Here is a 12,018-nt window from a genome sequence, read left to right as displayed (position 1 = left end):
AGGGCAGGTCTTGAGGGGCGGGAACGTGCCTAGTATCGGCGATGTCGCCCCCACGGCGCATCGGTTACCCTTCCGCCCATGGAGCCACTGGACTCATTGAACCGCTGGAGCGACCGCATGCGCGACCGCGCGCGCGCGGGCACGTTCTTCCGTTTCCTCGCCAAGCGCTTCCTCGACGACCGGCTGTTCCAGGCCGCCGGCTCGCTGGCGTACACGACATTGTTCGCGCTGGTGCCGCTGGCGATGGTGGTGTTCGGTGTGCTGTCGGCGTTCCCGGTGTTCCAGGAGTGGAGCGCGCAGCTGCGCGACTACATCTTCGCCAACTTCCTGCCCGGCGCGGCCAACAGCCTGAAGACCACGCTGGATGGTTTCCTGGCCAATACCGGCAAGCTGACCGCGGTGGGCGTGATCGCGCTGGTGGCGTCGCTGCTGATCACGCTCAACAGCATCGAGGCCACCTTCAACCGCATCTGGCGCGTCACCAGTGCGCGGCCCAAGCTCTCGCGGTTCCTCGTCTACTGGACGGTGCTGACGCTGGGTGCGTTGATGGCGGCGGCGTCGCTGGCGCTCTCGGCGCGCTTCTATGCGCTGCCGCTGTTCGCCACCAGTGGCGGGCGCTGGGTGCAGGGCCTGTCGCTGAGCATCGCGCCGGTGCTGATCGAGTGCGCCGCCATCGTGGTCATCTACCGCGTGGTGCCGCACCGGACCATCAAGTGGCGCTATGCGGTCGCGGGTGCGTTGCTGGCCACGGTGCTGCTTGAACTGGCCAAGTGGGGCCTGGGCCTGTACCTGGGAAGTTTCAACGCGTACCAGAAGATCTATGGCGCGGTGGCGGCCGCGCCCATCCTGCTGCTGTGGATCTACCTGTGCTGGATCGCCGTGCTGCTGGGTGCGTCGCTGGCATCGGGCATGGCCGCGTTCCGCTACCAGCCGGTGGCCATGCGCCTGCCGCTGGGTTACGAGCTCTACGGCCTGCTGCGCATGCTGGGCCGCTTCGCGCAGGCGCGCGAACACGGCCGCGGCCTGCACAGCGACCAGATCCTGGCGATGGAGCCGATGCTGACCGACGCGCTGATCCAGCAGATGCTGGGACAGCTGTCGGACATCAACCTGCTGCGGCGCGACGAGGAAGGCGAATGGCTGCTGGCGCGCGACCTGGATGACCTGACCCTGTGCGACCTGTACGAAGCCTGCCAGCTGCGCATCCCCGTGGCCGAAGCCCACCTGCCGTTCCGTGACGACGCGCTTGGCCGCGCTGCGCGCGGTGCGCTGGACGACCTGCGCATTCCCCTGCGCGAACTGTTGAAGCAACGGGTCAGCGATCTGTTCGCCGAACCCATCAAGGAGCCTGCATGACATCCCGCCTGTCCCCCCTGCTTGCGATTCCGCTGCTGCTGAGCGCCTGCAATTCCGAATCCGCGCCGCAGGAAGCCGCGCAGCCCGCCATCGAGGCGCAGGTGCAGGCGGTGGAGCCGGCGGCCGGCAAGGCGGGGGACCATACCGCGGAGCTGCCTACGCTGAAGGTGCAGACGCTGGAAGGCGCGGCCTACGACCTGGCTTCGCACCGCGGCAAGTGGGTGGTGGTGAACTTCTGGGCGACCTGGTGCGCGCCGTGCCTGAAGGAAATGCCGGACCTGTCCGAACTGGACAAGGCCAACGACCACATCGAGGTCATCGGGCTGGCCTACGAGGAAATCGAAGCGGACGAGCTGAAGGCATTCCTGGCCAAGCGGCCGGTGGTGTATCCCATCGCCATCCTCGACGTGTACAACCCGCCGTCCGACTTCGCCACGCCGCGCGGGTTGCCGCTGACGTATCTGATCGCCCCCGACGGACGCGTGGCCAAGCAGTTCCTGGGCCCGGTGACCGGCAAGGAGATCGAAGCGGTGATCGCGGAAACCGATGGACCCAAAGCAGGCGCGTGATGGCGGCGGTGCGTTTCCTGGTGAGCGGCAAGGTGCAGGGCGTGTTCTTCCGCGCTTCCACCCGCGAACGCGCACTGGACCTGCGGCTGTCCGGGCGCGCCACCAATCTGCCCGATGGGCGCGTTGAAGTGATTGCCGCCGGGCCTGTCGACGCACTCGATACGCTGGAAGCCTGGTTGCGGCATGGGCCGCCCTCGGCGCGCGTGGACAGCGTGGAGCGCGGCGACTGGCAGGGTGCGGTCAACGAAGGGTTCGTCACCGGCTGACGCGGATTCTGTGGGAGCGACGTGGGTCGCGACGGCGAGCCATCGCGGCACGTTGTGCGGTCTCCCATGCGCGGTCTCCCATGCGCGGCGCGCTGCCGTGCGTTCATGCCCGTGCAGCGTGAGTGGCGATATCGGGAGGGCGCAGTCGCGACCCACCCTTCCCGCACGAAAGAAGGAAGCGGCCATGCGGCCGCTTCCTTCCCGACACGTATTTACTCCAGTCCCGCACTCATCGTCTTGGCCAGCGTGCCCTGCGCATCGTCGCCGCTGAGCTCCCAGAAGAACGCGCCGCCCAGGCCCTGCACCTTGGTGTAGTTCATCTTCTCGGTGATGATGGCCGGGTTGTCGAACGACCAGAACGTGGTGCCGTTGTAGATCCAGTGCGCGCGCGCGACCGGATCGATGAAGCTGGGCCACGCCAGGTTCTTCAGCACGCGGTAGTCCTCGTTGCCCGCCTCGTACGTGCCCGCGGCGGCGCTGCCGCTCTGGTACAGGCCGTTGTTGACGTTGGGCACGTTGGTCCAGCCACGGCCGTAGAAGCCGATGCCCAGGTTCAACTTGGAGGCCGGCACGCCACGCTGCAGGAAGGCCTCGACCGCGTCATTGCTGTTGTAGAAGCGGATATCGCCCGTGGAAGGATCGTTGGGCGAATCGAACAGCGCCGAATGGTGGTTGGTGCGTGGTTCCCACGTGCCGTGGAAGTCGTAGCTCATGATGTTGATGAAATCCAGGTGCTGCGCGTACTGGCCCGGATCGGTGGCGGCGATCTTGTCGACGCCGGCACCCACCGCCACGGTCAGCAACAGGCCCGGCCGCACCGCGTTGAGCTGGCTGCGGAATTCGGCCAGCAGTGCGGTGAAGTTGGCGCGGTCTTCCGCCGTGCCGCAGCTGAGGCCGCAGGCGTTGGGGTATTCCCAGTCCAGGTCAATGCCGTCGAACACGCCAAGCGCCGCACCGGTGCCGCCAGCGCCGTCGGTGACGGGCAGGTTGCCGCGGATGTAGGCGTCGATGCACGAGGCCACGAATGCCTGCCGGTTGGCGGGCCTGGCGGCCTCGGCAAAGCCACGCGACCACGTCCAGCCGCCCAGCGAGATCAGCACTTTCAGGCCGGGATGCTTGGCCTTCAGTTCCTTCAGCTGGTTCCAGTTGCCGCGCAGCGGCTGGTCCCAGGTATCGGCGACGCCGTCGACGCTTTCGGCCGCACTGAAGGCCTTGGTGTAGTCGGCGAACGCGTCGCCGCCTGCGCCGGTGGCCTCGTTGGTGGGCTGGGTGACGCCGACCTCGCACCGGTTGTTGCGGACATTGCCGAACGCGTAGTTGATATGGGTGAGCTTGGCGGCGGTGCCGCTGGTGTCGATGTTCTTCACCCGGTAGTTGCGTGCGTAGATGCCCCACTGCACGAAATAACCCAGCAGCCGCTTGTTGCCGCCCCCACCGCCGGACGTGGTGCTGCCGGTGATGGCCGTGCTCTGAGCGGACGCGTTGCCCGCCACGTCGCGCGCGCGCACCGTGAAGCTGTAGCTGGTGGCCGCGGCCAGTCCGGTGACGGTGTAGGTGTTGCCAGCCGGGGAGCCGGCGAGCACGCCATTGCGGTAGACGTCATAGCCGGCCACGCCACTGCCGCCGCTGTTGTCGGTGGAGGCGTTCCACGCCAGCGAGATGTTGCTGCTCGTCTGGCCGACCACGGCCAGACTGGTGGGGACCGACGGGGCGACGGTATCGCTGGCCGCCGAGGTGGTCACGCTGATGGCGCCGCTCTGCGCGGACGCATTGCCGGCATTGTCGCGCGCACGGACGGTGAAGCTGTAGGCGGTGTTGGCCGACAGTCCCGTGCTGGTGAAACTGGTGCCGGTGGCCGAGCCCGCAAGCGAGCCATTCCGGTAGACGTCATAACCGGCCACGCCGCTGCCGCCACTGTTGTCGGTGGAGGCGGCCCACGCCAGCGACACGCTGGACGCGGTTTTCGATGGCGAATTCAACCCGGCCGGCACGCTGGGCGCGATGGTGTCCGACGGGGTACCCACGGTGATCGTGGCGGTGGCCGACTGGGCCGTCGCGCCGCCGTTGTCGGTGGCGACCGCGCGGAAGGCATGGCTGCCGGCCGTCGCGTTGCTCCAGGTGACCGTGTAGGGCGATGCGGTATCCACCCCGAGTGATGTCGTGCCGCGGAAGAACTCCACGCGCGCGATGGTGCCATCGCTGTCGCTGGCATTGGCGCTGACCGTCACCGTGCTGCCGGTGGTGACGGACGCGCCATTGGCGGGTGCCGTCAGCGTGACGCTGGGCGGCTGGTTGCTGCCGGTGCCGCATGCGCCCAGGTCCTGGTACCAGCCGCAGCTCGTGCAGTGCGTGGGTGGCGCATTCCAGATCTGGATCTTCGCCTCGTACAGCCGGTTTTGGTACACCAGCTTGTCGCCGGGGTTGTAGATGGTGGACGACGTCCACGCGGGTACGCCGCTGCAGCTGACGGTCTGCGCGTAGGCGCTGCCGCTGGCGGCCATCGCCAGCGCCCCGATCAGCCAGTAAGTCCTGCCCAAACTCCTCAACATGATCACTCTCCCATAGCCTTGCGTAAGGTGGAGGTCGCGGACTGCAAGGCAGTCCCCGCCGTGCCGGGTAGTGCGGTGTGGGGGGGTGGACGGTCCTGTATCGGATCGGCCGGGTGCCGGTATGCCGCATGCACACATGAACGGATGTGATGCAGTTGGGCTATCGCAATTGTTGGCGCCACCGTGTCTTTCCCACGCTGGTAAGCAGACGGAAGCTGCAGGCGCGTGACACGCCACGCGTCATCCGCGAAGACGCATGCGCGCTGCACGTGTCACCGTGCATGCCGACCCACGCGCAAGGCACGGACAAGCCGTGACCGCTTCCTGTCCCGTGAGGACTTGCCGAGGGCATGCCGGATGCAGGCTCGGTCGCGTCGGGCAGGCGATGGAGTCCTGCGAGCCCCGGTCAGGGGCGTTGGCTACTTGCGTGCTAGCCGCGCGGCGCCTTGGCGCGGAAGGAGGGGATGGGCTTCACCACGGTGTACTTCTCTTTGGCCAGCTTGCCCTTCAGGGGCGGCAGGCCCAGCAGCTCGAGAGGCACTTCGGTATCCGGCAGCCGATCCAGCAGGTGGCGGATCAGGGTGAGCCGGCCCAGGCGCTGGTCGTTGAAGTCGACCAGCGTCCACGGGGCATGGGCGGTATGCGTGGCTTTCAGCATGGCTTCGCGCGCAGCGGTGTAGTCGCCGTACTTTTCCCGCGCCTTGAGGTCGATGGGCGACAGCTTCCAGCTCTTCAACGGCTCTTCGGCGCGTTCGGCGAAACGCTCCTCCTGCAGCGCCTGGTCCACGCACAGCCAGTACTTGAACAGCAGGATGCCGTCGTCGGTGATGCCGCGCTCGAACACCGGCGCCTGCTGCAGGAACTGGCGGTACTGCGTTTCGCTGCAGTAGCCCATCACCTTCTCCACGCCGGCGCGGTTGTACCAGCTGCGGTCGAACAGGACGATCTCGCCGGCCGCCGGCAGGTGCGTGATGTAGCGCTGGAAGTACCACTGCGTCGCTTCGCGTTCGCTGGGCTTGGGCAGCGCGACCACCCGGCACTGGCGCGGGTTGAGGTGCTGGGTGATCGCGGTGATCGCGCCGCCCTTCCCGGCCGTGTCGCGGCCTTCCATCACCACGACGATGCGCGCGCCGCTGTGCGAGGCCCAGCGCGCCATCGCCGCGAGTTCCAGCTGGAGCGGTGTCAGCAGGGCTTCGTATTCTTTTCGCTTGAGCGTCTTCATGGCGTTCCTTGCGGTGGCGGAAACAGGGGCGGCGAAGCGAGTGCGGCGGACCGCGTGCGGCGATCAGGGCATCAGCGCTTGCGGCGCGCCTGTCCCGCCATGCCGCGCGCGACTTCCAGCAGGGCGCCCTGCTGCCGCGTGTTGAGGGCGCGGTAGGCAGCCAGCAGGTCGTGTTCGCCGCGCGTGCGGGCCGGGTCCAGCGTGGTGGCCAGCTCCGACAGCAGCGCGCCGGCCGGCACGCCCAGTGCGCGCGCCAGGGCGTTCAACTGGTCACGGCCGGGCAGTTTGTCGCCGGCCATCCAGGATTTGACGGTGGCCACGCCGGCGCGCGGAATGGCGGCGGCAAGATCCGCCGGGGTCATGCCGCTGGCCTTGGCCAGCAGGCGAAGGGTAGTGTCCAGTGACATCGACGGCTCCTTGCTCATTCCTTCAGGCGGGGACGCAACGTGGCCAGGTTGCAGGGTTTCGTGCGCGCATCGAGCTGCGCGCGGATGATCTTTTCCCAGCCCGTGCGGCAGGCGGAGGTGGAGCCGGGCAGGCAGAACACGAACGTCTGGTTGGCCAGGCCCGCGAATGCGCGCGACTGCAGCGACGACGTACCGATCTCGTCGAAGCTGATCTGCCGGAACAGTTCGCCGAAGCCGGGCATCTCCTTGTCCAGCAGCGGCAGCAGCGCCTCAGGCGTCGAATCGCGACCGGTGAAGCCGGTGCCACCGGTCACCAGGATGCCGTCCACCGCCGGATCGGCGATCCAGTGCGACACGAGGGCCCGCAGGCGGTAACGGTCGTCCGGCAGCAGTGCGCGTGCGTGCACCTGGTGGCCCGCCTCCGTGAGTGCGGCGACCAGATAGTCGCCGGAGCGATCTTCCTGCAGGGTGCGGCTGTCCGAAACGGTCAGCACGCAAAGGTTCAAGGGGATCAGTTCGTCGGCATGGCTCATGCCGCGCAGCGTAGCGCAAACGCGTGTCAGTCGAGTGAGATGGGTGGCAGGCCCTGCCGCCTTCGCTGATCCATCCGTCGTGCCAGCTGCAGGAAGCCGGTGGCGAACCGCGCCATGTCGAACAGGCCAGCGTGCTCGCGTGCCAGCTTCAGTCGCGTGCGCAGCACATCGCGGGCGCCCGCGTCCCGGCCGAGCGTCACCGCAAGACGCACGTAGTCGGCGTCGCTGGCGGTGTTCAGATCATCCAGCCCGAGGTGATGGTTGAGGCTGCCTGCCACGCGCGACGCGAAGGTTTCGCCGGGTCGCGTCAGCACCGGGCAGCCGGCCCACAGCGCATCCGACGCCGTGGTATGGGCGTTGTACGGGTTGCAGTCCAGGAACAGGTCGGCGTGCCGGTAGCGCGCCAGGTAGTCCGCATGCGGCAGCTTGCGCATGAACACCAATCGACCTGCGTCCACGCCTTGCGCGCGCGCCGCGGCGCGCAGGCGCTCGTCGGCCAGACCGGGGCCGGACAGCAACCAAAGCACGCTGCCCTCCACCTGTTTCAGGATGTCCAGCATCCGCGTGAAGCTGCCCGGATTGAGCTTGTAGCTGTTGTTGAAGCACGCATAGACCACGCCCGAGAGGGGCAGGCCGCAGTCTTCCCGGTCCGGGGGCGTGCCGATTCCGCGTCGTGTATCGGAAGGCTGGAAAGCGCCGGGAAGCCAGGCGACCTGTTCGCTATAACCGGGCACTAGCGCGGGCGGCAGCGCGAAGCGATCCGCCAGCACGTAGTCCATCCATGGCGCGCCGGACGTGCCGGGATAGGCCAGCCAGTTGACCTGCAGGGGCGCCGGCCGCCTCGCCAGCACCTCCGGCGTGCCACCGCCCCCCCAGCCACGCAAGTCATAGAGGATGTCGATCTGCTGCTCACGGATGCGTTGCGCCACCTCGCCATGCGACAGCCCGGCGACGTCATGCAGCGTGGTGGCTTCCTCCAGCCGCTGGCGGATCGGGCTGCGGTCGTCGGCATTGAGCGCGAACAGATGCACGCTGGCCTCCGCGTGCGCGCGCATCGCTTCGAAGAACGCCACGGTCAGCAGCCCGGTCGGGTGCGCACCGAAACCGTTGGACAGGAAGCCGAAGCGAAGCGTGCCGTCGCCGGTTTCCTGCGCAGGCGCGGGCAGCGGCGCGATGCTCCGTGCGATCACCTGAGCGCGTGCGCGGGCGCAGGCGAGTTGTTCGTCGGCGCGCGTGTCCTCGCTGAGGAAGGCGAACGGCTCCACCACGCCCCCGCCATCGCGCACGGCGGCGCGGACCTGGGCAGAAAGCCGTTCGAGGTCGCGCCAGTCGCACAGCTTGCGGCGCCAGTTCAGCAGGTGCGCGGCGAAGAGCGGCTCGTCCGGCAGCAGGCGATACGCATGCTCGTAGGCCTGCGCGGCGGCTTCGGCTTCACCGGCGTCTTCCAGCGCGTGGCCCAGCCAGAGCGCGATGCCGGGATGCTGCGGTGCCTGCGTGGCCGCCTGCCGCAGCGCGTCGGTGGCCTGTGCATGTCGGCCCTGCATCCAGTGACCGCGACCAAGCCGGGCCAGGGCCTCAGGATGGCCGGCTCTCAACGCCAATGCCTGCGCGGCAGCGCGCAATCCGGCTTCCGCGTCGCCGTGATCAAGCTCCGCATCCGCCAGCATCACCCAGGCGATGAAATCCAGGGGAGCGTGCTGCACGCGCTGACGCAGTTGCGCACGCGCACTGCGCGGATCGTCAGTGGCCACGTTCGCGGCCGGGGCAGGAGGTGGGCGCGTGGCGACACGCGGCGAGACGCGAGGCAGTGATCATGGCGGGCAGCCTAGCGGCTGGGCGCGACGGGATACAAGCCGCGGTCCACGACGGTGACGTCCGGGCGATCTTGGGAGCGACGTGAGCCGCGACGGCGCGCCGACAGCAGGTCATCGCGCACCCTCCCGGGCGCACCGCGATGCATCGGAATGACGAATCATCATTCGCCGGCAAAGGCCTCGGCCGCGTTCGCGACTCAGCGGTGCTGTCTGCCCGCACCACGCCCTCATGGAATCATGCGCGCTTGAAGCGTTACAGCCCCAGCCGGAACCGCAGCGTGCCGTCGAACGGTTCCCATCCCATCGCGCGGTAAAGCGCCTGCGCATGATGGTTGTCGTGGTCGGTTTCCAGTTCCAGCCGCAATGCGCCGTCGGTGCGCGCGAATTCGGCGGCGGCGGCAAGCAGGGCACGCGCCAGGCCATGGCGGCGCGCATGCGGGTGCACGAACAGGTCGTTGAGTACCCAGGTGCGTCCTGCGGAAACGGAGGAAAACGACGGGAACAACTGGGTGAATCCCGCCAGCTCGCCATCGTGCCTGGCCACCAGGATCACCGATTCCCCGCGGGCCAGCCGCTCGCCGATGAAGGCGCGGGCGCGTGCCAGGTCGGCAGGCTGTCCGTAGAAGCGACGGTACAGGTCGAACAACGGGGCGATGGCATCCGCGTCATCGCTTGTCGCGCGGGTGATGGGGGTCTTCATTCGCGCTCCTGGCGTCACGGCGTTGGGTGCACTACACCATATCGGTGCTTCAACATGCAGTGATGCCGTCAGCTCGCCGCAAGCCGGGGACCAGGGTCTTCATGCTTCCCCGACCCTGTTGAACCGAGCCCAGTCACTGGGTCCCGGCGTGCGCCGGGATGTTGCGGAGGACAGCTCAGAGGGTCAGCCGGACAGATCGGACAGTCGCGTGGAGGATCATGGGGTGGACTCGCGGCTCAGGCCGCTTCGGTCAGTCGTGCCAGTTCGTCGGCCAGGTATTCGCGGCTCAGGCGATCGACCAGTTCGTCCAGATTCCCCTGCAGCACGTTGGGCAGGTCGTACAGGGTGAGGCCTTCGACGCGGTGGTCGGTGATGCGCCCCTGCGGGAAGTTGTAGGTGCGTATGCGCTGGCTGCGGTCGCCGCTGCCGACCTGCAGCTTGCGCGATTCCGCCTGCGCGGCCTGCTGCTTGCTGCGCTCGGCATCCAGCAACTGGGCCTTGAGCCGCTTCATCGCCTTGTCGCGGTTGGCGTGCTGGCTGCGCTCGGTCTGGCATTCGACCACGGTGCCGGTGGGCACGTGGGTGATGCGGATGGCCGAGTCGGTCTTGTTGACGTGCTGGCCGCCGGCACCGGACGACCGGAACGTATCCACGCGCAGGTCCGCGGGATTGATGACGACCTCCTCGACCTCTTCCACGTCGGGAATGATCGCGACGGTGGCGGCGGACGTGTGGATGCGGCCCTGCGATTCGGTTTCGGGGACGCGCTGCACGCGATGGGTGCCGGACTCGAACTTCAGCCGTGAATAGGCGCCGCGGCCGACGATGCGCGCCACGACCTCCTTGTAGCCGCCGTGCTCGCCCGGGCTGTCGGATTCCACCTCGACTTTCCAGCCCTGCCGTTCCGCATAGCGCGCGTACATGCGGAACAGGTCGCCGGCGAAGATCGCGGCTTCGTCGCCGCCGGTGCCCGCGCGCACCTCCAGGAAGAGGTTGCCTTCGTCGCGGCTGTCCTTGGGCAGCAGCAGCAGCATCAGCTCGTCGTCCAGCTGCGCCAGCCGTGCCCGCGCCGCGCCGATCTCTTCTTCCGCCAGCTCGGCCAGTTCCGGGTCATCGCGCATCGCCTGCGCGGCGGACAGGTCGTCGCGCGCCTTCTTTTCTTCCGCCATCGCGGTCGCCAGCGGTTCCAGCTGCGAGAACTCGCGCGAGTAGTTGCGGAAGCGGTCGTTGTCGGCCAGCACGCCAGGGTCGGAGAGCAGGCGTTCGAGTTCTTCGCGGCGTTCGGCCAGCGCTTCGAGCTTACGGCGCAGCGTCGGCGTCATCGTCTTTCTTCATGTGGGAGTAGGGCGCCTGCGCGGGGAACAGGCGGTCGGCGGCACGCGACAGTTCCGCGTCACCGCTGAGCGCGGCTTCGCGCAATGCGGCGGTCGGCGGGTGCAGCAGGCGGTTGGTCAGTGTGTGCGCCAGGAATTCCAGCACCTGCTCGGCGTCCCGCCCGTTGGCCAGTTGCTGGCGTGCCTTGGCCAGCACGTCCTCGCGGGTGGATTCGCCCAGGGCGCGCAGGCGCTTGAGGGGTTCCTGCCGCGTGCTGGCGTGCAGGCCTTCCATGAAGCGCCCCACCTGCACGTCGATGATGGCTTCGGCGGCATCGGCTGCCTCGCGCCGGCCGCGGCGGTTGTCTTCCACCGCCCGTTCCAGGTCGTCGACGGTGTAGAGGTAGGCGTCGGCCAGGTCCGCCACGCCAGATTCGATGTCGCGCGGGACGGCAAGATCAAACAGCAGCATCGGCTTGTGCTTGCGCCGGGACAGCGCGCTGGCGACCTGTGCGCGGGTCACCACGGGTTCGCGTGCCGCGGTGGCGGAGAACACCACGTCGGCTTCGGCAAGGTGGCGTTCCAGTTCGCCCAGGGGCAGCGCATAGCCACCATGGCGGCTGGCCAGCTCCTGCGCGTGGGCCAGTGTGCGGTTGGCGATCAGCAGCCGGCGTACGCGTCCTTCGCTCAGGTGCTTGGCGGCCAGTTCGATCGTTTCGCCGGCCCCGACCAGCAGCACGGTGGATTCGCTGAGGCGGGCGAAGGAGTTCTGCGCCAGCCGCACGGCGGTGGACGCGACGGAAACCGGGTTCGCGCCCACGCGCGTGTCGGTGCGCGCACGCTTGGCGACGGCGAAGGTCTGCTGGAACAGCCGGTCGAGGCGGCTGCCGAGCGCACCGTGCTCGCGTGCGCTGGCCCAGGCGTCCTTCACTTGGCCCAGGATCTGTGGCTCACCCAGCACCATCGAGTCCAGGCCGGTCGCGACGCGGAACAGGTGACGGACCGCGTCGGCATCCTGGTGGCGGTAGAGATAGGTGTCCAGGCCTTCGGCATGGGTGGCCAACCAGCGCGCCAGGGCCTCGCCGTCTTCGGCAACGGCATAGAGCTCGGTGCGGTTGCAGGTGGACAGCAGTGCGGCTTCCGCCACCTGGGGCAACGCGCGCAGCGAAGCCAGCGCGGCAGGCAGTGTCTGCGGGCCAAACGCCACCCGTTCGCGCAGGTCGACCGGCGCGGTCTGGTGGTTCAGTCCTAGGACCCACAACGTCATTGTTCAGGTGCTTGCAGTAAGC

General features: G+C 68.2%; 11 protein-coding genes. 3 read left to right on the top strand and 8 right to left on the bottom strand.

Annotation, left to right across the window (positions count from 1 at the left end):
- Positions 1-78: 78 nt before the first annotated feature.
- From OVA13_RS09040 to OVA13_RS09030, 3 genes are read left to right on the top strand one after another with little or no spacing between them, the layout of a single operon-like run.
- The gene (locus tag OVA13_RS09040; RefSeq protein WP_267793425.1) at positions 79-1,356 is read left to right on the top strand and encodes a YihY family inner membrane protein; all 1,278 of its coding nucleotides are present in this window, start codon (positions 79-81) and stop codon (positions 1,354-1,356) included.
- Positions 1,353-1,925 (top strand): TlpA family protein disulfide reductase, encoded by a 573-nt coding sequence (locus OVA13_RS09035; RefSeq protein ID WP_267793424.1) that lies wholly within the window; start codon positions 1,353-1,355, stop codon positions 1,923-1,925. Before OVA13_RS09040 ends, OVA13_RS09035 begins: the two co-directional genes overlap by 4 nt.
- The gene (locus OVA13_RS09030) at positions 1,925-2,191 is read left to right on the top strand and encodes an acylphosphatase (RefSeq protein WP_267793423.1); all 267 of its coding nucleotides are present in this window, start codon (positions 1,925-1,927) and stop codon (positions 2,189-2,191) included. Before OVA13_RS09035 ends, OVA13_RS09030 begins: the two co-directional genes overlap by 1 nt.
- A 212-nt stretch (positions 2,192-2,403) precedes the next feature.
- Here OVA13_RS09030 and OVA13_RS18010 read toward each other — a convergent pair whose 3' ends face one another.
- The 8 genes from OVA13_RS18010 to hemA form a co-directional block, all read right to left on the bottom strand.
- Complete coding sequence (locus tag OVA13_RS18010) at positions 2,404-4,740, bottom strand: glycosyl hydrolase family 18 protein (RefSeq protein ID WP_324288283.1); 2,337 nt, start codon at positions 4,738-4,740, stop codon at positions 2,404-2,406.
- Positions 4,741-5,170: 430 nt separating this feature from the next.
- Positions 5,171-5,962 (bottom strand): polyphosphate kinase 2, encoded by a 792-nt coding sequence (gene ppk2 / locus OVA13_RS09015; protein WP_267793422.1) that lies wholly within the window; start codon positions 5,960-5,962, stop codon positions 5,171-5,173.
- 71 nt (positions 5,963-6,033) lie between these two features.
- Positions 6,034-6,369, bottom strand: coding sequence for a helix-turn-helix domain-containing protein (locus OVA13_RS09010; RefSeq protein ID WP_267793421.1), 336 nt, complete (start codon positions 6,367-6,369; stop codon positions 6,034-6,036).
- Positions 6,370-6,383: 14 nt separating this feature from the next.
- On the bottom strand, positions 6,384-6,902 hold the full coding sequence (moaB, locus tag OVA13_RS09005) for a molybdenum cofactor biosynthesis protein B (RefSeq protein WP_267793420.1): 519 nt from the start codon (positions 6,900-6,902) through the stop codon (positions 6,384-6,386).
- A gap of 26 nt (positions 6,903-6,928) precedes the next feature.
- Positions 6,929-8,653, bottom strand: coding sequence for an O-linked N-acetylglucosamine transferase, SPINDLY family protein (locus tag OVA13_RS09000; protein ID WP_267793419.1), 1,725 nt, complete (start codon positions 8,651-8,653; stop codon positions 6,929-6,931).
- Between the two features lie 316 nt (positions 8,654-8,969).
- A complete protein-coding gene (locus tag OVA13_RS08995; RefSeq protein WP_267793418.1) occupies positions 8,970-9,416 on the bottom strand; it encodes a GNAT family N-acetyltransferase in 447 nt (148 codons plus the stop codon).
- A 236-nt stretch (positions 9,417-9,652) separates the two neighbouring features.
- A complete protein-coding gene (prfA, locus tag OVA13_RS08990; RefSeq protein WP_267793417.1) occupies positions 9,653-10,738 on the bottom strand; it encodes a peptide chain release factor 1 in 1,086 nt (361 codons plus the stop codon).
- Positions 10,716-11,996, bottom strand: coding sequence for a glutamyl-tRNA reductase (gene hemA, locus OVA13_RS08985; RefSeq protein ID WP_267793416.1), 1,281 nt, complete (start codon positions 11,994-11,996; stop codon positions 10,716-10,718). Before hemA ends, prfA begins: the two co-directional genes overlap by 23 nt.
- Positions 11,997-12,018 lie beyond the last annotated feature (22 nt).

Source organism: Pseudoxanthomonas sp. SL93 (assembly GCF_026625825.1).
GTDB lineage: Bacteria > Pseudomonadota > Gammaproteobacteria > Xanthomonadales > Xanthomonadaceae > Pseudoxanthomonas_A.
This window is presented reverse-complemented; position numbering and strand designations above follow the sequence as displayed.

What these genes read in the sequence shown, in the direction of transcription:
- OVA13_RS09040 (WP_267793425.1), top strand. Translation starts at nt 79, where the DNA reads ATGGAGCCACTGGACTCATTGAACCGCTGGAGCGACCGCATGCGCGAC.
- OVA13_RS09035 (WP_267793424.1), top strand. Translation starts at nt 1,353, where the DNA reads ATGACATCCCGCCTGTCCCCCCTGCTTGCGATTCCGCTGCTGCTGAGC.
- OVA13_RS09030 (WP_267793423.1), top strand. Translation starts at nt 1,925, where the DNA reads ATGGCGGCGGTGCGTTTCCTGGTGAGCGGCAAGGTGCAGGGCGTGTTC.
- OVA13_RS18010 (WP_324288283.1), bottom strand. Translation starts at nt 4,740, where the DNA reads ATGTTGAGGAGTTTGGGCAGGACTTACTGGCTGATCGGGGCGCTGGCG.
- ppk2 (WP_267793422.1), bottom strand. Translation starts at nt 5,962, where the DNA reads ATGAAGACGCTCAAGCGAAAAGAATACGAAGCCCTGCTGACACCGCTC.
- OVA13_RS09010 (WP_267793421.1), bottom strand. Translation starts at nt 6,369, where the DNA reads ATGTCACTGGACACTACCCTTCGCCTGCTGGCCAAGGCCAGCGGCATG.
- moaB (WP_267793420.1), bottom strand. Translation starts at nt 6,902, where the DNA reads ATGAGCCATGCCGACGAACTGATCCCCTTGAACCTTTGCGTGCTGACC.
- OVA13_RS08995 (WP_267793418.1), bottom strand. Translation starts at nt 9,416, where the DNA reads ATGAAGACCCCCATCACCCGCGCGACAAGCGATGACGCGGATGCCATC.
- prfA (WP_267793417.1), bottom strand. Translation starts at nt 10,738, where the DNA reads ATGACGCCGACGCTGCGCCGTAAGCTCGAAGCGCTGGCCGAACGCCGC.
- hemA (WP_267793416.1), bottom strand. Translation starts at nt 11,996, where the DNA reads ATGACGTTGTGGGTCCTAGGACTGAACCACCAGACCGCGCCGGTCGAC.